This is a genomic window from Pseudomonas sp. SAS7 (assembly GCF_052112345.1).
Taxonomy (GTDB): domain Bacteria; phylum Pseudomonadota; class Gammaproteobacteria; order Pseudomonadales; family Pseudomonadaceae; genus Aquipseudomonas; species Aquipseudomonas putida_Q.
Genome location: NZ_JBEGGO010000003.1, coordinates 200,197 through 222,982, shown reverse-complemented (window position 1 = coordinate 222,982; position 22,786 = coordinate 200,197). Strand labels below are relative to the sequence as shown.

Genomic DNA, 22,786 nt, shown 5'->3' with positions numbered 1-22,786 from the left:
TTCAGAGGGCTTTGGCCCGGTCGCGCAGGACGTACTTCTGGATCTTGCCTGTGGAGGTCTTGGGCAACTCGCCAAACACCACGGTCTTCGGCACCTTGAAACCGGCCAGGTGCTCGCGGCACCAGCCGGTGATGTCGGCTTCGCGGGTGTCCTCCCGGCCTGGCTTCAGGGCAATGAACGCGCATGGGGTTTCTCCCCACTTTTCATCCGGGCGTGCCACCACGGCGGCTTCAAGCACTGCCGGGTGTTTGTACAGGGCGTCCTCGACTTCAATGGTGGAGATGTTCTCGCCACCGGAAATGATGATGTCCTTGAGCCGGTCCTTGATCTCGACATAGCCGTCGGCGTGCCACACGGCCAGGTCACCGGTGTGGAACCAGCCGCCCCGGAAGGCTTCGGCAGTGGCCTCGGGGTTTTTCAGGTAGCCCTTCATCACGGTGTTGCCGCGCATGAAGATCTCGCCCAGCGTGTTGCCATCGCGTGCCACCGGCTCGAGTGTCTGCGGGTCGGCGACCATCAGGCCGTCCAGGGTCGGGTAGCGCACACCCTGACGTGATTTGATCCGCGCACGATCTTCCAGCGACAGTTCGTTCCACTCGTCATGCCAGGCACACACGGTCACCGGGCCGTAGACTTCGGTCAGGCCGTAGGTGTGGGTGACGTGGATGCCCATCTCTTCCACGGCGCCAATGACCTTGGCCGGTGGCGCGGCGCCGGCCACCATGGCCTGCACCGGGTGCTCGATGGCTGCCTTGGCCGCCTCGGGCATGTTGACCAGGGCGTTGAGCACAATCGGGGCGCCGCACAGGTGGGTGACCCGGTGTTCGCGGATCAGGTTCAGGATCTTTTGCGGGTCGACCCGGCGCAGGAACACGTGGGTGCCGGCCAGGGCGGTGATGGTCCAGGGGTAGCACCAGCCGTTGCAGTGGAACATGGGTAAGGTCCACAGGTACACCGGGCGGTGGCCCATGGCCCAGGTCATCTGGTTGCCCAGCGCGTTCAGGTAGGCGCCGCGGTGGTGATAGACCACGCCCTTGGGGTTGCCGGTGGTGCCGGAGGTGTAGTTGAGCGAAATGGCCTGCCACTCGTCATCCGGCCACTCCCAGGCAAATTCCGGGTCGCCTTCGGCGAGCAGGGCTTCATAGTCCAGCGCGCTGACCGCACGGCCTTCGCCGTACTCCGGGTCATCCACGTCCACCACCAGGGGTGGGTGTTCGAGCAACGCCAAGGCGGCTTCGATCACAGCATGGAACTCGCGGTCGGTAATCAGCACCTTGGCTTCACCATGCTGCAGCATGAAGGCGATGGCCTCCGCGTCCAGGCGCACGTTGAGGGTGTTGAGCACGGCGCCGGTCATAGGCACACCGAAGTGCGCTTCGAGCATCGCCGGGGTGTTGGGCAGCATCACCGCCACCGTGTCGCCACGCCCTATGCCACGGCCTGCAAGGGCGCTGGCCAGGCGCCTGCAGCGTTGGTAGGTTTCTTGCCAGTTGCGGCGGATGGCACCGTGGATCACCGCCGGGTAGTTGCCGTACACGGCAGCGGTGCGTTCGATGAAACTTAGCGGGGTGAGGGCGACATGGTTGACGGCAGCGGGCATCAGGCCCTGGGCATAGATCGACATGCGGTAATCCTGTAAGGGAGGCAGGCGCTGCTTGTGCGCTTGGCCCCCGATGGCTGATTGTTAGCTCTGTTCAGGGTGCAGAGAGGCGGACGGTGGGCCGCTTTCTCTGTCGCATTTTTACGCGAGTCGCTATGGTAGTAGGAATATCGACTATAGCAATATAGTAAAACTACTATAACAACGAGCCGCCTACCGTGGACCAGACTGCTTACCCCTTGCTTGCCAAGGATCCACAACCCAGCCTTTTGCTGGCAGCCGACGCCACACCACTGGCGCTCAACCCGGCGCTACAAGTGTGGGTTGATGAAGGCCCGGCGCTGAACTGCTGGCTGCCGGCCAACCGCGCCGCGCTGGTGCGCGCGTGCCTGCGCCAGCATCGCGCGATTGCTGATGTCGAGGTGCAGGTGGGGGCGCGCACCGTGCTGTGGTCTTTCATTCCGGACGACCAGGGCCAGCAGGTGCTCGGGCGCTGTCGCGATGCCAGCGAAGAGCGCCAAGGTGCACGCGAGGCCAGCCGCGCCCGGCGCCTGTACCGGCTGATCATTGAAAACACCACCGACCTGATCTCTCGGCACAGCCCGGATGGCCGGTTCCTGGATGCCTCGCCGGCAGCGTTTCGCCTGCTTGGCCTGTGGCCCGAGCAACTGCGTGGCATGGCCGTGTACGCCTTGCTGCACCCGCGTGAGCGCCGCCAGGTGCTGCGTCAGGCGGCCGCTGCCCTGGACCAGGATGGCTACCACACCATGACATGCCGGGTGCGCCAGGCCTCTGGCAGCTACCGCTGGTTCGAAATCGCCAGCCGGGCCATCCGCGAAACCTACACCGGTGCGGTGGTGGAGGTGGTCAGCGTGTCACGCGATATCACCCTGCGCATCGAAGCCCAGGAAAGCCTGGCGCACAGTGCCCGGTTGGTTACCTTGGGTGAGCTGGCTTCGGGCATCGCCCACGAAATCAATCAGCCACTCGCTGCGGTGGTCAACTACGCCAGCGCCAGTCAGCGTTACCTGCAGGGCCTGGAGCGTGATCCACAGGCCCGCGAGCGGGTAGGGCAGGGCCTGCAGCGCATCAGCGAGCAGGCCACCCATGCCGCTGAAGTGATCCGCCACCTGCGCGCCTTCCTGCGCAAAGGGCCACGGCGCCTGCAGGCGCTGGACGTGGCTGAAGTGGCCGGCGAAGCCATGCGGCTGTGCGCCTGGGAAGCCGCACGTGACCAGGTGCTGGTGGAACTGCGCGTGAGCGCGCAACTGCCCTCGGTGTATGCCGACCGGGTGTTGCTGGAGCAAGTGCTGCTCAACCTGTTGCGCAATGCCATAGATGCCAACCGCGAACTGCACGGTGAACAGCCGTCACGTATTCTGCTCGGCGCCGCGCGGGACGGCGACGGGGTACTGGTCGAGGTAGCCGACCAGGGCGCAGGTGTAGTGCCCGAGCGCCTGGATGAAATCTTCACGCCGTTCACCACCAGCAAGGCCGATGGCCTGGGCTTGGGCTTGGGCTTGAGCATGAGCCGCAGCCTGATCGAAGGCTTTGGTGGCAGCCTGTGGGCTCGGGCGGGTGATAATGGCGGTCTGGTACTGTGCTGCCGGCTGGCAGTCAGCAGGGGATAAGGGGGAATGGTGCAAGCGAAAGTGTATGTGGTCGATGACGACCAAGGTATGCGCGACTCGACGGTCTGGCTGCTGCAGTCGGTGGGCCTGCAAGCCTTGCCGTTCGCCAGCGGGCAAGCGTTTCTCGATGTCTGCCTGGACGACGGGCCTGCCTGCGTGCTGCTGGATGTGCGTATGCCGGGGCTGGGCGGGTTGGCGGTGCAGCAGGCGATGCGCGAGCGTGGCCTGGCGCTGCCGGTGATCTTCGTCAGCGGCCATGCCGATGTGCCGATTGTGGTGCGTGCATTCAAGGCTGGCGCCTGCGATTTCATCGAAAAACCCTACAACGACCAGTTGCTGCTCGATAGCGTGCAGGCTGCGCTGGAGCACGCAGGGCGGGCGCGGCAGGGCGACCAGGCACTGGCCATGGTGCAGGCGCGCATCGACGGCCTGACGCCGCGTGAGCGCGACGTTTTCGTACCGTTGGCCCAAGGGTTGAGCAACCGCGAGATTGCTGAGCAACTGGGCATCAGCGTGAAGACCGTCGACCTTTACCGCGGCCGGGTGATGAAGCGGCTGCAGGCGGGCAGCTTGGCAGAGCTGGTGGGTATGGCGATTGCCTGCGGGGCGGTTGAGGCGCTGGGCCTGCGGGCGCAATAACCGCCCTGACGCAGGCCCTTGTAGGAACGGCCTTGTGCCGCGATGGGCCGCAAGGCGGCCCCAAAAATTGCTGCCCTGGCACAAAACTGGGGCCGCTTCGCGCCCCATCGCGGCACAAGGCCACTCCTACAAAGGGCCGCATCTAAGGCAGAAAGTATGAAATTTTCCATAGCTAGCTAATCAAAGCTTTGACATTCACTGCCTAGGCAGTAATATTTCTACACAATTGCCTGAGCAGCTTCCGATGGCCCATTTTTCCCCCGAAAACTTCCAGACCTGCGCCATCGGCATGCTGCTTGGCCGTGCGGCGATCCTGAAGGACCGCATTCTCGACTGGCACCTCGAATCAGAAGGCGTCACCGCCGCGCAGTTCAAGGTGCTGATCATCGTCACCCAGTACCAGGTGGATACCCCGGCCGAGCTGTGCCGCTACCTTGGCCTGGACAGCGGTTCGATGACCCGCATGCTCGACCGGCTCGAGCAGAAGGAGCTGATTGTGCGCAACCGCTGCGCCGACGACCGCCGCCTGGTGCGCCTGGCGCTCACCGCCGATGGCCAGCGCCTGGCCGACCGCCTCCCGGAAATTGGCGCTGCCGCCATGAACGAGTTGTGCGGCGTGCTGGCGCCCGAAGAGCTCAAGGCCCTGGAAGGCCTGCTGGCCAAGGTCCTGCTCGGTGCCGGCGACCCGTTGACGATCCGCCGCTTTGGCGACCGTTGAACCCTGTCACGAATTATCCAAGGTATTGTCATGGCCACTCCCGCAGATACCCCGACTCCCTCCGCCGCGCCCGAGCCGTCGCGCAAGCGCAAGGCCTGGCTGCTTGGCCTGCTGCTGTTGCTGATACTTGCCGGTGCTTGCACCTGGGCCTGGTACAGCCTGGTGGGGCGCTGGCACGAAAGCACCGACGATGCCTACGTCAACGGCAACGTGGTGGAGATCACCCCGCTAGTCACCGGCACCGTCACCAGCATCGGTGCCGATGACGGCGACCTGGTCCATGCCGGCCAGGTGTTGCTGAAATTCGACCCAGCCGACAGCGAGGTGGCGCTGCAGTCTGCCGAAGCCAAGCTGGCACGCAGCGTGCGTCAGGTGCGCGGGCTGTACAGCAACGTCGACTCGCTCAAGGCCCAGCTGGAAACCCGCCAGGCCGAACTGCGCAAAGCCCAGCAGGACTTCAACCGGCGCAAGGTGCTGGCCGATAGCGGGGCGATTGCTGCAGAAGAGCTGTCCCACGCCCGCGATGACCTGAGTGTGGCCCAGGCCGCTGTCAACAGCGCACGTCAGCAGCTCAGCACCAGCAGCGCGCTGGTCGACGACACCGTGGTTTCCTCGCACCCCGAGGTAATGGCCGCCGCCGCCGACCTGCGCCAGGCTTACCTCGACCACGCTCGCACCACCCTGGTGGCACCGGTTACCGGTTACGTTGCCAAGCGTACTGTGCAACTGGGCCAGCGCCTGCAGCCAGGCACCGCGACCATGGCGGTAATCCCGCTGGACCAGGTGTGGATCGACGCCAACTTCAAGGAAACCCAGCTGCGTGAGATGCGCATCGGCCAGCCGGTGCAAATCAGCGCCGACCTGTACGGCAGCGAGGTCAAGTACAGCGGCACGGTCGACAGCCTTGGCGCCGGTACCGGCAGTGCCTTCGCCCTGCTGCCGGCCCAGAACGCCACCGGCAACTGGATCAAGATCGTCCAGCGCGTCCCCGTGCGTATTCACCTGAGCCCCGATCAGCTCAAGGACCACCCACTGCGTATCGGCCTGTCCACCGTGGTGGAAGTCGACCTGCATGACCAGAGCGGCCCAGCCCTGGCCCAGCAGCCCCCGCAGCAGGCCAGCTACACCACCCAGGTGTATGACCGTCAGCTGGTCGAAGCCGACAACCTGATCGCCCGGCTGATTCACGAAAACAGCGCACCCGGCAAGACGGCCCAGCGATGAGCAACAACGCCGCTGCCCAGTTCACGCCGCCGAGCCTGCTGCTGACCACCATCGGGCTGTCACTGGCGACGTTCATGCAGGTGCTCGACACCACCATCGCCAACGTGGCGTTGCCGACCATTTCCGGCAACCTGGGGGTGAGTTACGAGCAGGGCACCTGGGTCATTACCTCGTTCGCGGTGAGCAATGCCATCGCCTTGCCGTTGACTGGCTGGCTCAGCCGGCGGTTTGGCGAAGTGAAACTGTTTATCTGGGCCACGTTGCTGTTCGTGCTGGCGTCGTTCCTGTGCGGTATCGCCCAGTCGATGCCCGAGCTGGTCGGTTTCCGCATATTGCAGGGCGTGGTCGCCGGGCCGTTGTACCCGATGACCCAGACCTTGCTGATTGCCGTCTACCCACCGGCCAAGCGGGGGATGGCCTTGGCGCTGCTGGCGATGGTCACGGTGGTAGCGCCGATTGCCGGGCCTATCCTGGGGGGCTGGATCACCGACAGTTACAGCTGGCCGTGGATCTTCTTCATCAACGTGCCCATTGGCCTGTTTGCCGCCGCCGTGGTGCGCCAGCAGATGCGCGCCCGGCCAGTGGTCACTAGCCGCCAGCCCATGGACTATATCGGCTTGCTGACGCTGATCATCGGCGTCGGGGCGTTGCAAGTGGTGCTCGACAAAGGCAACGACCTGGACTGGTTCGAGTCGTCGTTCATCATTATTGGCAGCCTGATTTCGGTGGTGTTCCTGGCGGTTTTCGTGATCTGGGAACTGACCGACCGCCACCCGGTGGTCAACCTGCGCCTGTTCGTGCACCGCAACTTCCGCGTCGGCACCATCGTGCTGGTCGGCGGTTATGCGGGGTTCTTCGGTATCAACCTGATCCTGCCGCAATGGTTGCAGACGCAGATGGGCTACACCGCCACCTGGGCGGGCCTGGCGGTGGCACCGATCGGCTTGCTGCCGGTGATCATGTCGCCGTTCGTGGGCAAATACGCGCACCGCTTCGATCTGCGTGTGCTGGCGGGGCTGGCGTTCCTGGCGATCGGCACCAGTTGCTACATGCGTGCCGGGTTCACCAGCGAGGTGGACTTCCAGCATGTGGCCTTGGTGCAGCTGTTCATGGGCATTGGCGTGGCGTTGTTCTTCATGCCGACCTTGAGCATTCTGCTGTCCGACCTGCCGCCGCACCAGATTGCCGATGGTTCGGGGCTGGCGACCTTCCTGCGAACCTTGGGCGGTAGTTTTGCCGCGTCGTTGACGACCTGGATCTGGATTCGCCGGGCGAACCAGCATCATGCCTATCTCAGCGAGAACATCAGCCAGTTCGACCCGGCGACGCGACATACGCTGGAGCAGTTGGGCGGGGCCAGCCCGCAGAGTTATGCGCAGCTGGAGCAGATACTCAATGGGCAGGCTTACATGATGTCGACGGTGGACTACTTCACCCTGATGACCTGGGTGTTTGCCGGGTTGATCCTGCTGGTGTGGTTCGCCAAGCCACCGTTCACTGCCAAGGCTGGGCCGGCATCGGCGGGGCATTGAGCTAAGTCAAACGACCAGGGTTGAGCATTTTTGCTCTTGCTCTTGCTCTTGCTCTTGCTGTTGCTTCTAGGCGCGCGGTAGCTCAGGCGACGCAGATTGCGACTTCAGGAGGCCGAGCGCAGGGCTTGCGGAGGGAGGTGACGGGCATGGATGCCCGTCAAGCGCTGGGCCCCAGGATGGGGCCTGCAGCGCGGTCCTCCCGGGAGCAAGCCCGGAGCGAGGGGACCCCGGAGCGCAGCGCAGGGGCCGGATGATGGGAGCGGACGGCTTTGGTTACTTTGGCCAAGACCAAAGTAACCCGCCGGAAGGGCGGAAAGGTGACTCAGCGCCACCTGCGCGAACGAATGTCTACACTTGTATCAAGGCGCACATCGTAAAAGCCAAGAAGCTTAAGTGGTGGTTCTGATATGTCGAAAACTCCATTTGCGATGGCGACGCATACTCACCTTTTCGCCCTTACGGCGAGTCACTTTTTGTCAAACGCGACTGTAGAGACCGGACACATGGTGGACACGTGTACGGAGACATGGTTGACACTTTCTGGCAGCCCACTTGCCAGGATTTTCACCATGCCTTGGAACGTGAGAAACGCCATGAGCCTGAAAGAAGAGTTCGTATCCCTGGCGCGACAACCGGATGCCAATATTCGAGCGTTATGCCGACACTTCAGTATCAGCCCCCAAACCGGATACAAATGGCTGCGCCGTTTTGAAGAAGGCGGCTCGGCCGCTTTACAAGAACGATCTCGGCGGCCGGCTAGCAGCCCTCGCTTGACCGAGGCTAGCTTGGAAGCCCAAGTCGTAGCCCTTCGACAGGAGCATCCGGCCTGGGGTGGACGCACAATCAGCAACCTGCTGAGCAAGAGGATTGCCCCCAGTACCGTCACCAACGTGTTGCACCGCCATGAACTGATCCAGAGTCCTGAAAAGACGCGAGAGGCTCGGCTTAGGTTTGAACACGATGCGCCCAACGATCTCTGGCAGATGGACTTCAAAGGCCACTTCGCCCTGCAGCAAGGCCGGTGCCACCCGCTGACCATTCTTGACGATCACTCCCGCTTCAACTTGGCCATTCATGCTTGCGAAAACGAGCGAGGAGCGACGGTCAGAGAGAAAATGATCGAGGTCTTCCAGCGCTATGGCCTACCGGTACGAATCAACGTCGATAATGGTGCTCCCTGGGGTTCGCCGCGCAACCCTGGAGAGGTGACAGAACTAAGTATCTGGTTGATTCAGTTGGGAATAAGGATCAGTTTTAGTCGCCCGTACCACCCTCAGACGAATGGCAAGATTGAGCGTTTCCACCGCTCCTTGAAGGCTGAAGTACTCGATGGTCGGCAGTTCTCGACCCTGGAGCAAGCCCAAACGGCGTTTGATCGATGGCGTGAAATTTACAACCTACAGCGACCTCACCAGGCTTTGGGGTATCAAGTACTGATGGCCAGATATCACAACAGCCCGTGGGCCTACCCCAATCGGCTTGAGGAGTTTGAATATGGGCCGGACGATATCCTCGCCAAGGTTTATCACAGTCGCTTCCGCTTCCAGAAACGCTATTTCAGCATCGCAAAAGGCTTGGTTGGGCATACTGTAGCGATTCGCCCTGGGCGGGATGGCGGGGACATGTTCGATGTCTATTTTTGCCATCAGCGGCTGCGAACCATCGACGTGAATAAACCTGATTACGGACCATAATGTGTCAACCATGTCTCCGTACACGTGTCAGCGATGTGTCCGGTCTCTACAGTCAAACGCGACAAAAAGTAACCAAAAAACGCTGCGCTCCGATCATCCGGCCCCTGCGCTGCGCTCCGGGGTTCCCTCACTCCGGCCTCGCTCCCGGGAGGACCGCGCTGCAGGCCCCATCCTGGGGCCCAGCGCTTGACGGGCATCCATGCCCGTCACCTCCCTCCGCAAGGCCTGCGTTCGGCCTCCTGAAGTCGCGAAGATCAAGATCAAGATCAGAGCAAGAGAGGGTAGGGTCACGGTTATGTGAGCTGACCTCGGTCATTCCCATCCGTAGCCTTTTCGCCTATTGTCGATCCTCCCTTCCCCAAGCGATTGGCAAATTCATGGAGAACGTCATCGTCATCACCGGCGGCAGCCGCGGTATCGGTGCCGCCACGGCGCTGTTGGCGGCCCGCCAGGGCTACCGCATTTGCATCAACTACCACGCCGACGACCAGGCCGCCGAAGCCACCCTCAGCCAGGTCCGCGCCCTGGGCGCCGAGGCTATCGCCGTGCGCGCCGACGTCAGCGTCGAGGATGAGATCATCCACCTGTTTCAGCGCGTCGACGAAGAACTCGGCCCGGTCACCGCACTGGTCAACAACGCCGGCACCATCGGCCAGCAGAGCCGCGTCGAGGACATGTCGGAGTTCCGCCTGCTGAAGATCATGAAAACCAACGTCGTCGGCCCCATGCTCTGCGCCAAGCATGCCTTGCTGCGTATGGCGCGCCGGCATGGCGGGCAGGGCGGGGCCATCGTCAACGTGTCATCGATGGCGGCACGCCTGGGCTCGCCCAACGAATATGTCGACTACGCCGCCTCCAAGGGCGCGCTCGACACCTTCACCATCGGCCTGGCCAAAGAAGTGGCAAGCGAGGGGGTGCGGGTCAATGGCGTACGCCCGGGCTACATCCACACCGGGTTCCATGCCTTGTCTGGCGACCCTGACCGGGTCAGCAAGCTGGAGCCCGGTCTGCCCATGGGGCGCGGCGGGCGCCCCGAGGAAGTGGCCGAAGCCATCCTCTGGCTGCTCTCGGCCAAAGCATCCTACTCCACCGGCAGTTTTATCGACCTGAGTGGCGGGCGCTGAGCGCCCGCTTCTTCAATCTTCAAGCATCTGGCTGACTCGCGTTGCCAGTGCTGACAGGGTGAACGGCTTGGTCAGAACACTCATGCCGTCCTCCAGGGTGCCAACAGCAAGTACGGCATGCTCAGCGTACCCGGTGACGAACAATACCTTGAGACCCGGGTAGGACAAGCGCAGCCTGTCGGCCAGTTGGCGCCCATTGATACCCCCCGGCAACCCGACATCGCTGATGAGCAGGTCGGGGCGGGGGCGGCCTTCCATCCCGGCAAGCGCCATGGGGCCGTGTTCGAACATCCTGACTGTATGCCCCAGGTCATGCAGCGCTTCCTCAATGACCAGGCGCATCGCGCTTATGTCCTCGACCACTACAACCTCACGCACGGTGCTTGCTGGGGGATACGTCACTGACTTTTCCGGGTCGGGCAGGCGAAAGTCTGGACGCGCATGGTGCCGCGGCATGAACATGCTCACCCGCGTCCCCTGGCCCTGCGTCGACTCGATTTGCAACTGCCCACCTGACTGCCGCACGAAGCCATACACCATCGACAGACCAAGCCCGGTACCTTGCCCCAAGGGTTTGGTGGTGAAGAACGGGTCGACAGCGCGCGCCTGAACATCATCCGTCATGCCGCGTCCGTTGTCCTCGACGCTCAGGCATAGGTATTCGCCCGGCGCCAGATCCAGTGGCTTGGCACGTTCTGGAGACATCGGCAGATTATCCAGCGTTATCCAGATCATGCCCCCGGCAGGGAGGGCATCGCGGGCATTGATGCAGAGGTTGAGCAGTGCGCTTTCGAGCTGTGGCGGGTCGACACGCGCGACCCACGCAGCCTCGTTGCAACAGCAGCTGAGGGTGATGTGCGGGCCAATCGTGCGGCTGATCAGCTCCAGCATGCCACCGACCAGCTCTGAAACGTTCGTGGGGCATGGTTGCAAGGTCTGCTGGCGGGAAAATGCCAGCAAACGGTGGATGAGTGCGGCAGCCCGTTGCGAGGCATTGTGCGCACTGTCCAGCAGCGCAGGAAGCGTTGCGTGTTGATGCTCGTCGGTCACCCTGTACCTGGCTAGCTCAAGAGCGCCAAGCACGCCACCGAGCAGGTTGTTGAGGTCGTGGGCAAGCCCGCCCGTCAACTGGCCGACCGCTTCCAGCTTTTGCGCCTGCTGCAGGGCTGCTTCGGCTTTTTGGTGTTTGGCCACCGCCAGTGCCACACGTTCCTCCAGCTCTTCGTTCAGGAGCCGTAGTGCATTTTCAGCTTGCTTGCGTGCAGTCACATCACGAAAGATCACTGCGACCAGGTGATCATCGCAAGTGTCGATTCTAATCGCTGCCAAGCCCAGGCAACGCCCGGTAGTGAGCAGCTCATGCTCGAAGTACAGCGATTCTCCAGTGCGCTCCACGGTGCCAAAATAATTCAGCCAGACATCCGCCTCGTCAGGAATTACTTCACGCAGCCTGCGCCCCACTACATTGCTGAGCCCTGCATGGCGGCAGTAGGCCGGGTTGGCCATCAGGTGTACATAGTCACTCAGAGGCCCCAGGGGGCCGTCGATGAACCTGATGATGCAAAAGCCCTCCTCCATGTTCTCGAACAGAAACCGATACCGATCCGCCTCTTGCATGCGTTGAGCAATGCCTGTGAGTGCGGACTGCAGCTGGCGATTGTGCCGTTCGAGGTACGCAATTCGATCGTGCAGGTGTTGCAGTTCTTCGGCTACTCCCGAAGGGCCGTCATTGCTCATCCCTAGCGCTCCGTGTCCACAGCCTTTTGCCGCAGTAATTTTTTTACTTCGTCTACCAAGGTAGCATCGCCTGCGCTACCACCTGCGGCGACATAACTCATTGTCTTCGACAGCCAGGTGAAGATAGTCGCCTGGCAGCAAACCCAGTGCTTGCGCCCGCTGCCGGCCGACGCTGAGATTTTCACCGTAGAGCAACACCTTGTCGCCGTCCGGTAGGGCATCGCGTGCATTTAGGCACAGGTTGAGCAGGGCACTTTCCAGCTGAGGTGTGTCAATGAACGTTGGCCATAGCTGGTCGTTGATACTGTAATGCAGCTCTATGGCGGGGCCGACACTGCCTCCAGCTATGCCGGGGATGCCGGCGTGCTTGGCGTAGGCGGCGTTGGCGATGACGTGCACATAGTCGCTGAGAGGGCCATGCGGGCCATCCAAGAATTCGAAGATGCAGAACCCCTCGTCCATCGTGTCGAACAGAAAGCGGTAGACGCTGTTGTCTTGATCCTGCTGTTGCTGAAGCTGTGCCTCCAGTTGCGCGTTATGTTGACGCAATGTCTCGATTTCCCGGCGCAGGCCGGAGAGGTCGCGGTGGGGCATGGCGACATTCCTGAAAAGTATCAGTCAGACTTTACTGTGGCTGACCGTCGAACGTATAGCCGTTCATTGCGGCGGGTTTGCCAACAGGTTTTCGATTTGCTGGTCGAGTGACGCCACGCTGAATGGCTTGTACAGCACGCTACAACGCATTGATGGTGCGACACCTGCCTGGTCGGCGCTATAACCGGTGATGTAAAGCACTGCCACCTCTGCGGGAAGGGCTGCAGCCAACTGCGTGCCGTCGATGTCGCCCGGAAGACCGATATCAGTGATCAGCAGGTCAGGCCGCAAGCCACCCTGGAATGCAGCCAGTGCACTGCGCCCATCGTCGAAAGTGCGCACATCGTGCCCTAGCTCTTGCAGTAATTCTTCGATCACCAGGCGCAGGTTTACCTGATCTTCCACGAGCATGATCAGGCGAGGTGTGCATGGAGCTTTGGCGAGCGTGGGTTGAGGGGGCGCAGGCGCAGCCACTATTGCCGCAGTATCCTTGGGCAGATACAGGTCAATACGGGTCCCATGCCCAGGCTCGCTAACGATCTGCAATTGCCCGCCCGACTGGCGGATGAAGCCGTAGACGATCGACAGCCCAAGGCCTGAACCCTGTCCCAATGGTTTGGTAGTGAAGAATGGTTCCAGCGCGCGTTGGGCCACGTCGGCGGTCATGCCAATGCCGTTATCGCTGACACTGATCTGCAGGTAGTCACCCGCAAGAAGCTCCAGTGCGTGGGCCTGTGCCTGATCCAATGGAGTGTTCGCGCAACAGATACATACACTGCCACCCAAGGGCATGGCATCGCGAGCGTTGATGCACAGATTGAGCAAAGCACCTTCCAGTTGCAGAGGGTCGATCGCTATCAGCCATTGGCCGGCCAATGTCCGGTCAACGAATTCGATATCTTCATGCAGCGAGCTCTTGATCAGGTCGTGCATGCCAGCCACCAGCTGAGATACATCTGTGGTTTGCGGGATCAGCGTTTGTTGGCGTGAGAATGCCAGCAGACGTTGGACCAGAGAGGCGGCACGCTTGGCGTCCTGCCGGGCGATGGCAAGCAGCCGTGTAGCTTCCGGGTAACGCTGTTGTGCCTGGCGTTCGGTGGCCACCTCCAAGGCTGCGAGAATGCTGCCCAGCAAGTTGTTGAAATCATGTGATATACCCCCGGTCAGCTGGCCGACGGCTTCCATCTTCTGGGATTGGCGCAAAGCGTTTTCGATTTTCCGCAGCCGCTCCTGCTCAGCGACGCGTTCTGTGATGTCGTAGGCAAACAGGTAACCGCCCTGGATTTGCTGCTGAGCGTCACGCAAGGGGTTGTAGCGCAGTTCGTAATGGCGCAGTGTCTGCGCAGCCCCTAGGGCGATGGTCTCGATGAATGCCTCGCCCGCCAGGACGCGTGGCCATACCGGCTCCAGTTGGTTCTTGATATCCGGCTGGCGTGACAGGAATTGCGGAATGTAGTCGCCGACCTTGGGTACGAAACCGCGCAGGCGCTTGAACGTATCCTGTGCTGTGCGGTTGATCGCCAGCAACCTGAAGCTGCGATCGGCAGCGAACACGTTGGCCAGGCTGTGGTCGACCAACTCGCCAAGCAGCCTGCTGTTGGCTTGCTCCTTGTCGACCCTGTTCGACAATTCCTGGTTGAGTACCTGCAGGTTATCGAGGGTTATCTGTTCGCCCGGTACCCCGGTAAAGATGACCGCTACTCGTTTCTGGCTGGGAGGCTCCAGGCGATGCACTGACAGCTTGAGCCAGCGGTCGGTCAGCGCCAGCCGCTCCTCGAACTGCAAAGGTTGCCCGGACCGCGCCACTTCGGCAAAGCGCGGCAGCCAGGTGCCGATTTCGTCCGGGATCGTTTCACGTGCCGTCTGGCCCAAGTGTTTGGGGTGGGCGGTATGTTGCAGGCAGGCGTCGTTGGCAAGGATGTAACGGTAATCGTACAGCTCGCCATCACTGTTCTCGAGCATTTCGAGTACACAGAAACCTTCGTGCATGTGGCGAGCCATGACGTCATGACAAGCCGCCTTGAGGCGCAGTTCGGCATTTTGCGCCTCCAGTTCGAGCAGTCTTTCTTGTAGTCGCTCTATGCAAGCTTGGGTGTTGTCTTGAGACATGCTGGCTATCCTGCCTGCGAGACCGACAACTATAGCTGGCCTGCACCCGTTTTCCTTCAGAACGAGCGAATGATTCGCCCCAGGGTTTCCATGGCCTGTTCGGCGCCATCGTGCCAGGGGCTGCCGTAGTTCAGGCGGATGCAATTGCCGAAGCGGCGGGTGGGCGAAAAGATCGGCCCCGGGGCGATGCTGATGCCCTGCGCCAGGGCCATGTGGAACAACTTGAGGGCGTCCATCTGCTCGGGCAGTTCCAGCCACAGGAAGTAGCCCCCCGAAGGCTGGCTGACCCGTGTCTGCGCCGGGAAGTGGCGGGCGATGGCCGCCAGCATGTTGGCCTGCTGGCCCTCCAGGGCGTAGCGCAATTTGCGCAGGTGCCGGTCATAGCCGCCGTGTTGCAGGTAGTCGGCTATTGCTGCCTGCGCCGGCATCGAGGCGCACAGCGAGGTCATCAGCTTCAGCCGCTCGATCTTCTGCGCAAAGCGCCCGGCCGCCACCCAGCCGATGCGGTAACCGGGTGCCAGGCTTTTGGCGAACGAGCCGCAGTGCATGACCAGGCCTTGGGTATCAAAGGCCTTGGCCGGCTTGGGCGCCTGCTGCGAGTAGTACAGCTCGGCGTACACGTCGTCTTCGATCAATGGCACCTGGTGACGCGCCAGCAGTTCCACCAGCGCCTGTTTTTTCGCCTCTGGCATGCTGGCGCCTACCGGGTTCTGAAAGTTGGTCATGCACCACACGGCTTTTACCGGGTGCTTTTCCAGCGTCTGTGCCAGTACCCCCAGGTCCATGCCTTCGCGCGGGTGCACGGGGATTTCCACAGCCTTGAGTTTGAGCCGCTCCAGCACTTGCAGGCAGGCATAGAAGGCGGGGGCCTCGATGGCCACCAGGTCACCCGGCTGGGTAACCGCCTGCAGGCACAGGTTCAAGGCTTCCAGGGCACCGTTGGTGATCAGCAGCTCTTCCATCGGCAGCATCAGCCCACCGACCATGTAGCGCAGGGCAATCTGCCGGCGCAGCTGCGGGTTGCCGGGCGACAGGTCGGTCACCACCATGCGCGGGTCCATGCTGCGGCTGGCGCTGGCCAGCGAACGCGACAGGCGCTGCAGCGGAAACAGTTCGGGGCTGGGGAAGGCTGAGCCGAACGGTATGGTGTTGGGGTCCTTGATCGAGTCGAGGATCGAGAACACCAAGCCGCTGACGTCCACGTCCGTCGATTCGCTGACCGGCTGCAATGCCTGCGGCTCGCTGAACTGGCGCGGGGCGTGGGCGTTCACGAAATAGCCGGAGCGCGGCCGGGCACGGATCAGCCCGCGCCGCTCCAGCAGGTAGTAGGCCTGGAACACGGTGGACGGGCTTACCCCGTGGGTCTGGCTGGCGTAGCGTACCGAAGGCACGCGTTGGCCGGGCCCCAGGACGCCGGAGCGGATCAGTTCGGCAATGTCGTCGGCGAAGCGTTCGTAGCGTTTCATTCTGGCCTTCTGTCGAAGCCTGGCAGGCAAGGTGGAGTCAGTGTAAGGGATCAGCGGTTCATCGGTGCGACGAAGCGGCTTTGGGCCACGCTGCGAATGGCAGGGTCGTCGCGCTCGCTGATTTCGAAGCTCAGCGTTTGCGAGCTGCTGGCCGGGCGCTCGGCCAGCATCGCGACCGATACCGGCAGTTCGCTCATTTCGCCGGCCGGGATCACCAATGCGGTAGTGCCCTGCAAGGTGAAACCGTCAGCGTCCAGCAGGCGCAGCGCATAGTGCTGGGTGCGCTCGGTCTTGTTGATGACCTTGAGCAGGTAAATGTTCTCGATCTGGCCCTGGGCGTTTTCACGGAACAGGCCGCGGTCCTTTATCACGTCCAGCGAAACCATCGGGCGCATCTGCAAGGCCACCACCAGTGCTGCGATCATCACCCCGAGCGCAGCGACGTAGCCCAGCAGGCGCGGGCGCAGCCAGTGGGTGGTGCCGCCCTGCAAACTGTGTTCGGACTTGTAACCGATCAACCCGCGGGCGTAACCCATCTTGTCCATCACCCCGTCGCAGGCGTCGATGCACGCCGCGCATCCGATGCAGGCCATTTGCAAACCATCGCGGATATCGATGCCGGTGGGGCACACTTGCACGCACAGCGTGCAGTCGATGCAGTCGCCCAGGCCTTGCGCGCCTACGTCACTGCCTTTCTTGCGCGGGCCACGGGCTTCACCACGGCGCGGGTCATAGGCAACCGCCAGGGTGTCCTTGTCGAACATCACAGCCTGGAAGCGCGCATACGGGCACATGTGCAGGCACACCGCTTCGCGCAGCAGGCCTGCATTGATGTAGGTAGCAGCGGTGAAGAACAGCACCCAGAAAAGCGCCACGCCGCCCAGTTGCAACGTGAACAGTTCTGCGGCCAGTGGGCGGATTGGCGTGAAGTAGCCGACGAAGGTCAGCCCGGTGACTACACCGATGGCCAGCCACAGGCTGTGTTTCAGGGTGCGTCGCGCTAGTTTGTTCAGGCTCCACGGCGCGGCGGCAAGCTTGATGCGCTGGTTGCGGTCACCTTCTATGACCTTTTCACACCACATGAACAGCCAGGTCCAGGTGCTTTGTGGGCAGCTGTAGCCGCACCACACGCGGCCGGCGTACACGGTGATGGCGAACAGGCCGAATGCGCAGATGATCAGCAGCGCCGACAGCAGGATGAAATCCTGTGGCCAGAAGGTGGCGCCAAAGATGTGGAATTTGCTCTCGCTCAAGTCCCACAACACCGCTTGGCGGCCGTTCCAGTTGAGCCATGCAGTGCCAAAGAACAGCACAAACAGGGCGCCCGCAAAGCTGATGCGCAGGCTACGGTACAGCCCGGTAAAGCTGCGGGTGTGGATGCCGCTGTCGATGCGTCGCGGTTGTTGGCTGGCTGGGGCGGCGGCGATCTCTGTAAAAGGGATTCTGTTATTCATGGTTCGGTGCTCATCAGGCCTCGATCAGGCATGAGCACTATGGGCCTGAGGCTGTTATCAGCACAGGCTCAGATTTTGTGATAAAAACCGTATCAGATTCCCTGGTCGGCGCCGCCAGGCCTTAGATCACCGAGCCTGGCACGCTGGTCTTCAGATGCCTGCGGCTATCCACCGCACCCGCCACGGTCAGTGCATCGGCCTCGGATTCGGTGATGGGCACGCGTTGGCCTGCGAGCAAGGCCACAGACATGCGCAGTTGTTCGTCGGTGATTATTTCGATATCAGGGCCATCACCCTCGATGCGCAGGTCTTCGCCGATCAGGGTGCAGCGACGGGTGTTTTCGTCGATTTCAACGGGCATGGTGAAATCCTCCTCGGGGTTGTAAAGGGTGGACTGCGGTGAGGGGGTGGTTGCTGCATCAACAGGCTGAACGGCACTTTGACCTGTGTACAGAGGTCAACCTTTGCACAGGGTGCATAGGGCATGCCCGCGAAAAGGCCGAACCTGGCCACACAATGCTCAGCATGGGAACCACAGTGATGGACGTCATCTGGCAAGCAATCCAGGCTGAATTCGCCGATGTAACCGATGAGCGCGAGGTCACTCGCATTCTGGTGCGCCTGCTGATGGCAGCCATACTTGGCGCGGTGCTGGGCTTCGAACGCGAACACAAAGGCAAATCCGCCGGGGTACGCACCCACATGCTGGTCTCGCTGGGCGCCGCGCTGTTCGTGCTGGCACCCAGCATGGCCGGGGCTGATGAGCAGGCGCTAAGCCGGGTGATCCAGGGTATCGTCGCCGGTATCGGCTTTCTGGGGGCGGGTACCATCCTCAAGGGAAACGGCCAGGACACCAGCCATGTGAAAGGCCTGACTACCGCCGCAGGGCTATGGATGACCGCTGCCATCGGTACGGCTGCCGGTATGGGCCGCGAAGCCACGGCGTTGATCAGCACGGTACTGGCCCTGCTGGTACTGGGCACGATGCCGTTGCTGGTGGAGAAGGTCGAAGGACAGAACGAGGAAAAGCAGGAAGAGGAGGAGGGCAGGAAGCACTAAGGGGAGCCGAAGCTCCCCCCAAAGCGTTGCTGCTTGCTCTTTTTTTATTATTGAGACCGGCTTTTTGTTGTTTTTGTCAGCCTGCCTTGGTGTTGCGAGCGACCCCCATGCGGGGTCAAGAGCAAACGTATTTTTTTGAGCGCTGACCAGCTTTCATCATTGATCCGAACCTGGCTGTAGCTACCTTGAGGTAGTTTTATTGTTCTGTGCCAGACCGCGGGGCGTACCCCTGAAAAGCGTGTCGACTCCAAAAAGATCTGCTTGCTACGCCTCTGCCGTGTTGTTCTTGTTATGTCAGAGCCGTTACCTGTTGTTTTTATTGGGTGTCACATTTTTTTTGTTCTTGTACCAAAGATATAGCAGGGTGCGTGCCAACTTTTTCAAATCCTTTAAAATCAAGCGGTTAGCGATTTCCATTGAAACTGCCAGGCCTGAAATTTTGTCGATTTGTTTCCCTGTTACCCGATTTTTTGCTGTGAAACGTGGGGCCGGTAACACTCCACCCACACGTATGTGACACCCGTGTGACTTACTGCGCGTTGCGCGCCCGCGCTACCCGCGACCCATTGCCGCGGCCGAGCACATCGCTGATGCGTTGACCGGCGGCGATCAGCCGGTCCAGGTCGATACCGGTAGCAATGCCCAGCCCCTGCAGCAGGTACACCACATCTTCCGTGGCGATGTTGCCGGTAGCGCCTTTGGCATAAGGGCAGCCACCCAGCCCGGCCACCGAGCTGTCGAACACATTGATACCTTCGAGGAGGCTGGCATAGACGTTGGCCAATGCCTGGCCATAGGTATCATGGAAGTGCCCGGCCAGTTGCTCGCGCGGTACCAAGGCCGAAACCACCTCGAAGAGGCGCCGGGTATCGCCGGCGGTACCTGTGCCAATGGTGTCGCCCAGCGACACCTCGTAACAGCCCATGTCATGCAGGGCGCGGGCCACCGGGGCCACCTGTTCAGCGCTGACCTTGCCTTCATAGGGGCAGCCGAGTACGCACGACACATAGCCGCGCACCCGTACACCGTGGCTGCGCGCGGCGTCCATGATCGGTTCGAAGCGCTTGAGGCTGTCGCTGATCGAGCAGTTGATGTTGCGCTGCGAGAACGCTTCAGAGGCAGCTGCGAACACCGCCACCTCCTTCACCCCTGCAGCCACGGCGTCCTCGAAGCCGCGCAGGTTTGGCGCCAGCGCCGCATACGTCACGCCGGGGCGCTGCTGGATACCGGCGAACACCTCGGCGGAACCGGCCATCTGTGGCACCCACTTGGGCGAGACGAAACTGCCCACCTCGATATAGGCCAGGCCCGCTGCGGTGAGGTCGTCCACCAGGCGCACTTTGTCGGCAACGCTGATGGGCTGGGCTTCGTTCTGCAAACCGTCGCGGGGGCCTACTTCGACCAGACGGACTTCTTTGGGCAAGGGCATGGCGGGTTTCCTGTGGCGTTCAGCGGTTGTCTTTGTTGTTCAGGGTGGCGGCCAGGGCTTGTTCACAGCGCTCCTGGGCGGTGTCCAGTTCCAGCTGCATCTGGTGGATGTCGAGCATCTGCTGTTCCAGCTGGGCACGCCGTTCGGCAATTTTCGCCAGCATGCTGTTGAGCTGTTTGAGGTTGCCGCTGGTGGGGTCGTACAGCTCGATCAGCTCGCGGCACTCGGCCAGCGAAAAGCCGATGCGCTTGCCGCGCAGGATAAGCTTCAGGCTGACCTTGTCGCGTGGCGTGTAGATACGTTCCAGGCCTCGGCGTTCGGGGCTCAGCAGGCCCTGCTCCTCGTAGAAGCGGATGGCACGGGTGGTGATGTCCAGCTCGCGGGACAGGTCGGAGATGCTGTAGGTCTGGGTGCTCATGCTGGGGCTCGGCGTGGGGTATGCGGTTATCCTGAGGGTAGGTTGACGTATACGTCAAGCAGGGGCTGAAGATGCGTGTTGCCTGCGCCGGCATCTTCGCGGCCAACCACAATTCATTCCGGCTGCACCGACCGACGATATCCATTGGGCGTCTGCCCATTCAAGCGCTTGAACCAGCGGGCAAAGTACGTCGGGTCGGTGAACCCCAGGCTATCCGACAGCTGCCCGATACTCATCCGCGTATATATCAGGTTGCGCCGCGCTTCCAGCAACAAACGCTGGTGCAGCACCTGCAGCGCAGTCTGCCCACTCAGCGCCCGGCACAACTGGTTCAGTTGCAGGCTCGGAACATTCAGCCGCGCGGCGAAGTCCTCCATCGACAGGTGCTCGCGGTAATGCGCTTCGACCAATCGCAGGTACTGCCCCAGCAACTGGCGGTCACGCTCATCCCGATTTCGCGGCGCTTGCCCCAACTGCTGGCGGCGGCTGATCCACACCATCAGCGCGGTCACCAGCGCTTCGAGCATGGCCGCCCGCGCGGGGGCATTGCCCTGGTATTCCTGCTGCAAGGTGCTGATCAGGCTGCGCAGGTGCACGCGGTCCTGGCCCAGCGGGTAACACGCCGGTTTCGCAAGCACCGTCAGCGGCGCGCCCAGGCGCTGTTCCAGGTTCGCCACCAGTGCGGTGCCAAAGGTCAGCACATACCCCTGGATATCGGCACTGAAGCGAAAGCCATGCACGGTCATGGGCGGCACCACCTGGATCGCCGCCTCGCCGATGGCACTGCGCACGCCTTCGATCTCTACCTGCGCCTGGCCGCGCTGCACATAAAGCAGCTGGAACAGTTCGGCATGCTGGTGCAGCTTTATTTCCCAATGGTGCAGGCGGCTACGCGCCGGGATGGACTCGCAGTGCAGCAGGTCGGTGCCGGGCCAGGCCTGATTTTCGCCATACAGCTTGAACAAGGGCACGCCGGGGAGGGTGGATTTCATGCGGGCTGGTCTGTCCGTTAATCGAACGATTTTTGTAAAAGTGCAGGTTATTCATGGAATAGCACACTTAATAGGCTTTTTTTGCCAGTAAAAATGCAAGGGCAAACCCTAACAGCAGATGCCGCCCCACTGCCAGTCCAGGGCCGGCATCGTCCGAACAGAGACAACAACAATGAAAACTCAGGTTGCAATTATTGGCGCAGGCCCGTCTGGCCTGCTGCTGGGCCAACTGCTGCACAAGGCCGGTATCGATAACGTCATCGTAGAGCGCCAGACGCCCGAGTACGTCCTTGGCCGCATCCGCGCCGGTGTGCTGGAGCAAGGCACGGTCGACCTGCTGCGCGAAGCCGGTGTGGCCGAGCGCATGGACCGTGAAGGCCTGGTGCACGAAGGTGTCGAGCTGCTGGTTGGCGGGCGCCGTCAACGCCTGGATCTCAAGGCCCTGACCGGCGGCAAGACGGTGATGGTGTACGGCCAGACCGAAGTCACCCGTGACCTGATGCAGGCCCGTGAAGCCACAGGTGCACCGATCATCTATTCCGCCAGCAATGTCCAGCCGCATGAACTGAAGGGCGAGAAACCGTACCTGACCTACGAAAAAGACGGCCGTGTGCACCGGGTGGACTGCGACCATATCGCCGGCTGTGACGGCTTCCATGGTGTTTCCCGGCAAAGCATCCCCGAGGGCGTGCTGAAGCAGTACGAGCGGGTTTACCCGTTTGGCTGGCTGGGCCTGCTGTCGGACACACCGCCGGTCAATCACGAGTTGATCTATGCCCACCACGCGCGTGGTTTCGCGTTGTGTAGCCAACGCTCGCAAACACGCAGCCGCTACTACTTGCAGGTTCCTTTGCAGGACCGCGTCGAGGAGTGGTCAGACGAGCGTTTCTGGGACGAACTCAAAGCCCGCTTGCCCGCTGAAGTAGCGGCGGATCTGGTGACTGGCCCAGCCTTGGAAAAAAGCATCGCGCCTCTGCGCAGCCTGGTGGTCGAACCCATGCAGTACGGCCACCTGTTCCTGGTGGGTGACGCTGCGCACATCGTCCCGCCCACCGGTGCCAAAGGCCTGAACCTGGCAGCCTCGGACGTCAACTACCTCTACCGCATTCTGGTCAAGGTGTACCGCGAAGGGCGTACCGACCTGCTTCAGCAATACTCGCCGCTGGCCTTACGCCGGGTATGGAAGGGCGAGCGTTTCAGCTGGTTCATGACCCAGCTGCTGCATGACTTCGGCAGCCACAAGGATGCTTGGGACCAGAAGATGCAGGAAGCCGACCGCGAGTACTTCCTGAACTCCCCTGCGGGCTTGCTGAACATTGCCGAGAACTATGTGGGGCTGCCGTACGAAGAAGTAGTCTGAGTTTCT

Annotated in this window: 18 protein-coding genes and 1 pseudogene; 9 read left to right on the top strand and 10 right to left on the bottom strand. The window is 61.8% G+C overall.

Going from position 1 to position 22,786, the window contains the following annotated elements; all coding sequences use genetic code 11:
• Nucleotide 1: 1 nt before the first annotated feature.
• Nucleotides 2-1,624 carry an acyl-CoA synthetase gene (locus ABI582_RS06820; protein ID WP_338744199.1) on the bottom strand — a complete coding sequence of 541 codons (1,623 nt, stop codon included), beginning with the start codon at nucleotides 1,622-1,624 and terminating at the stop codon, nucleotides 2-4.
• Nucleotides 1,625-1,818: 194 nt separating this feature from the next.
• Here ABI582_RS06820 and ABI582_RS06815 point away from each other — a divergent pair, with 194 nt between their 5' ends.
• From ABI582_RS06815 to ABI582_RS06785, 7 genes are all read left to right on the top strand, one after another.
• Complete coding sequence (locus ABI582_RS06815) at nucleotides 1,819-3,231, top strand: sensor histidine kinase (RefSeq protein WP_442118748.1); 1,413 nt, start codon at nucleotides 1,819-1,821, stop codon at nucleotides 3,229-3,231.
• A 6-nt stretch (nucleotides 3,232-3,237) separates the two neighbouring features.
• Nucleotides 3,238-3,870, top strand: coding sequence for a response regulator transcription factor (locus tag ABI582_RS06810; RefSeq protein ID WP_442118747.1), 633 nt, complete (start codon nucleotides 3,238-3,240; stop codon nucleotides 3,868-3,870).
• A gap of 244 nt (nucleotides 3,871-4,114) precedes the next feature.
• Nucleotides 4,115-4,588 carry a MarR family winged helix-turn-helix transcriptional regulator gene (locus ABI582_RS06805; RefSeq protein WP_086974202.1) on the top strand — a complete coding sequence of 158 codons (474 nt, stop codon included), beginning with the start codon at nucleotides 4,115-4,117 and terminating at the stop codon, nucleotides 4,586-4,588.
• A gap of 30 nt (nucleotides 4,589-4,618) precedes the next feature.
• Nucleotides 4,619-5,812, top strand: coding sequence for an HlyD family secretion protein (locus tag ABI582_RS06800; RefSeq protein ID WP_258651855.1), 1,194 nt, complete (start codon nucleotides 4,619-4,621; stop codon nucleotides 5,810-5,812).
• Nucleotides 5,809-7,344 (top strand): DHA2 family efflux MFS transporter permease subunit, encoded by a 1,536-nt coding sequence (locus ABI582_RS06795; RefSeq protein WP_442118746.1) that lies wholly within the window; start codon nucleotides 5,809-5,811, stop codon nucleotides 7,342-7,344. Before ABI582_RS06800 ends, ABI582_RS06795 begins: the two co-directional genes overlap by 4 nt.
• 569 nt (nucleotides 7,345-7,913) lie before the next feature.
• Complete coding sequence (locus ABI582_RS06790) at nucleotides 7,914-9,038, top strand: IS481 family transposase (protein ID WP_442118745.1); 1,125 nt, start codon at nucleotides 7,914-7,916, stop codon at nucleotides 9,036-9,038.
• 377 nt (nucleotides 9,039-9,415) lie between these two features.
• Nucleotides 9,416-10,162: an SDR family oxidoreductase gene (locus ABI582_RS06785; RefSeq protein WP_442118744.1), complete on the top strand. Its 747-nt coding sequence runs from the start codon at nucleotides 9,416-9,418 to the stop codon at nucleotides 10,160-10,162.
• 12 nt (nucleotides 10,163-10,174) lie between these two features.
• On the opposite strand, the gene ABI582_RS06780 is transcribed toward ABI582_RS06785, so the two are convergent.
• From ABI582_RS06780 to ABI582_RS06755, 6 genes and pseudogenes are all read right to left on the bottom strand, one after another.
• Nucleotides 10,175-11,899 carry an ATP-binding protein gene (locus ABI582_RS06780; RefSeq protein WP_442118743.1) on the bottom strand — a complete coding sequence of 575 codons (1,725 nt, stop codon included), beginning with the start codon at nucleotides 11,897-11,899 and terminating at the stop codon, nucleotides 10,175-10,177.
• 339 nt (nucleotides 11,900-12,238) lie between these two features.
• Nucleotides 12,239-12,493 (bottom strand): annotated as a pseudogene (locus tag ABI582_RS06775) (hybrid sensor histidine kinase/response regulator); the annotation flags it as partial.
• A 63-nt stretch (nucleotides 12,494-12,556) separates the two neighbouring features.
• Nucleotides 12,557-14,602 carry a PAS domain-containing protein gene (locus ABI582_RS06770; RefSeq protein WP_442118742.1) on the bottom strand — a complete coding sequence of 682 codons (2,046 nt, stop codon included), beginning with the start codon at nucleotides 14,600-14,602 and terminating at the stop codon, nucleotides 12,557-12,559.
• Nucleotides 14,603-14,658: 56 nt separating this feature from the next.
• Complete coding sequence (mapR, locus tag ABI582_RS06765) at nucleotides 14,659-16,068, bottom strand: GntR family transcriptional regulator MpaR (RefSeq protein ID WP_338744194.1); 1,410 nt, start codon at nucleotides 16,066-16,068, stop codon at nucleotides 14,659-14,661.
• Nucleotides 16,069-16,118: 50 nt separating this feature from the next.
• Nucleotides 16,119-17,522 carry a cytochrome c oxidase accessory protein CcoG gene (ccoG, locus tag ABI582_RS06760; RefSeq protein ID WP_442118741.1) on the bottom strand — a complete coding sequence of 468 codons (1,404 nt, stop codon included), beginning with the start codon at nucleotides 17,520-17,522 and terminating at the stop codon, nucleotides 16,119-16,121.
• A gap of 121 nt (nucleotides 17,523-17,643) precedes the next feature.
• Nucleotides 17,644-17,883 carry a DUF3203 family protein gene (locus ABI582_RS06755; RefSeq protein ID WP_442118740.1) on the bottom strand — a complete coding sequence of 80 codons (240 nt, stop codon included), beginning with the start codon at nucleotides 17,881-17,883 and terminating at the stop codon, nucleotides 17,644-17,646.
• A 179-nt stretch (nucleotides 17,884-18,062) separates the two neighbouring features.
• Here ABI582_RS06755 and ABI582_RS06750 point away from each other — a divergent pair, with 179 nt between their 5' ends.
• Nucleotides 18,063-18,581 (top strand): MgtC/SapB family protein, encoded by a 519-nt coding sequence (locus ABI582_RS06750; protein WP_049276615.1) that lies wholly within the window; start codon nucleotides 18,063-18,065, stop codon nucleotides 18,579-18,581.
• Between the two features lie 529 nt (nucleotides 18,582-19,110).
• Here ABI582_RS06750 and ABI582_RS06745 read toward each other — a convergent pair.
• The 3 genes from ABI582_RS06745 to ABI582_RS06735 all read right to left on the bottom strand — a co-directional run bounded on the left by ABI582_RS06745 (nucleotide 19,111) and on the right by ABI582_RS06735 (nucleotide 21,420).
• Nucleotides 19,111-20,010 (bottom strand): hydroxymethylglutaryl-CoA lyase, encoded by a 900-nt coding sequence (locus ABI582_RS06745; protein ID WP_338744191.1) that lies wholly within the window; start codon nucleotides 20,008-20,010, stop codon nucleotides 19,111-19,113.
• Nucleotides 20,011-20,029: 19 nt separating this feature from the next.
• On the bottom strand, nucleotides 20,030-20,428 hold the full coding sequence (locus tag ABI582_RS06740) for a MerR family transcriptional regulator (RefSeq protein WP_132843420.1): 399 nt from the start codon (nucleotides 20,426-20,428) through the stop codon (nucleotides 20,030-20,032).
• 113 nt (nucleotides 20,429-20,541) lie between these two features.
• Entirely contained in the window at nucleotides 20,542-21,420 is an 879-nt protein-coding gene (locus ABI582_RS06735; RefSeq protein WP_442118739.1) for a helix-turn-helix domain-containing protein, read from the bottom strand.
• A gap of 172 nt (nucleotides 21,421-21,592) precedes the next feature.
• Between ABI582_RS06735 and pobA the strand changes: the two genes are divergently transcribed.
• The gene (pobA, locus tag ABI582_RS06730; RefSeq protein WP_442118738.1) at nucleotides 21,593-22,780 is read left to right on the top strand and encodes a 4-hydroxybenzoate 3-monooxygenase; all 1,188 of its coding nucleotides are present in this window, start codon (nucleotides 21,593-21,595) and stop codon (nucleotides 22,778-22,780) included.
• The last annotated feature ends 6 nt before the right edge of the window (nucleotides 22,781-22,786 follow it).

Excerpts from the sequence above, each read along its gene's own strand:
- mapR (WP_338744194.1), bottom strand. The coding sequence starts at position 16,068 with ATGAAACGCTACGAACGCTTCGCCGACGACATTGCCGAACTGATCCGC.
- ABI582_RS06745 (WP_338744191.1), bottom strand. The coding sequence starts at position 20,010 with ATGCCCTTGCCCAAAGAAGTCCGTCTGGTCGAAGTAGGCCCCCGCGAC.
- ABI582_RS06755 (WP_442118740.1), bottom strand. The coding sequence starts at position 17,883 with ATGCCCGTTGAAATCGACGAAAACACCCGTCGCTGCACCCTGATCGGC.
- ABI582_RS06805 (WP_086974202.1), top strand. The coding sequence starts at position 4,115 with ATGGCCCATTTTTCCCCCGAAAACTTCCAGACCTGCGCCATCGGCATG.
- ABI582_RS06800 (WP_258651855.1), top strand. The coding sequence starts at position 4,619 with ATGGCCACTCCCGCAGATACCCCGACTCCCTCCGCCGCGCCCGAGCCG.
- ABI582_RS06810 (WP_442118747.1), top strand. The coding sequence starts at position 3,238 with ATGGTGCAAGCGAAAGTGTATGTGGTCGATGACGACCAAGGTATGCGC.
- ABI582_RS06735 (WP_442118739.1), bottom strand. The coding sequence starts at position 21,420 with ATGAAATCCACCCTCCCCGGCGTGCCCTTGTTCAAGCTGTATGGCGAA.
- ABI582_RS06770 (WP_442118742.1), bottom strand. The coding sequence starts at position 14,602 with ATGTCTCAAGACAACACCCAAGCTTGCATAGAGCGACTACAAGAAAGA.
- ABI582_RS06795 (WP_442118746.1), top strand. The coding sequence starts at position 5,809 with ATGAGCAACAACGCCGCTGCCCAGTTCACGCCGCCGAGCCTGCTGCTG.
- ABI582_RS06790 (WP_442118745.1), top strand. The coding sequence starts at position 7,914 with ATGCCTTGGAACGTGAGAAACGCCATGAGCCTGAAAGAAGAGTTCGTA.
- ABI582_RS06740 (WP_132843420.1), bottom strand. The coding sequence starts at position 20,428 with ATGAGCACCCAGACCTACAGCATCTCCGACCTGTCCCGCGAGCTGGAC.
- ABI582_RS06780 (WP_442118743.1), bottom strand. The coding sequence starts at position 11,899 with ATGAGCAATGACGGCCCTTCGGGAGTAGCCGAAGAACTGCAACACCTG.
- pobA (WP_442118738.1), top strand. The coding sequence starts at position 21,593 with ATGAAAACTCAGGTTGCAATTATTGGCGCAGGCCCGTCTGGCCTGCTG.
- ABI582_RS06785 (WP_442118744.1), top strand. The coding sequence starts at position 9,416 with ATGGAGAACGTCATCGTCATCACCGGCGGCAGCCGCGGTATCGGTGCC.
- ABI582_RS06820 (WP_338744199.1), bottom strand. The coding sequence starts at position 1,624 with ATGTCGATCTATGCCCAGGGCCTGATGCCCGCTGCCGTCAACCATGTC.
- ccoG (WP_442118741.1), bottom strand. The coding sequence starts at position 17,522 with ATGAATAACAGAATCCCTTTTACAGAGATCGCCGCCGCCCCAGCCAGC.
- ABI582_RS06750 (WP_049276615.1), top strand. The coding sequence starts at position 18,063 with ATGGACGTCATCTGGCAAGCAATCCAGGCTGAATTCGCCGATGTAACC.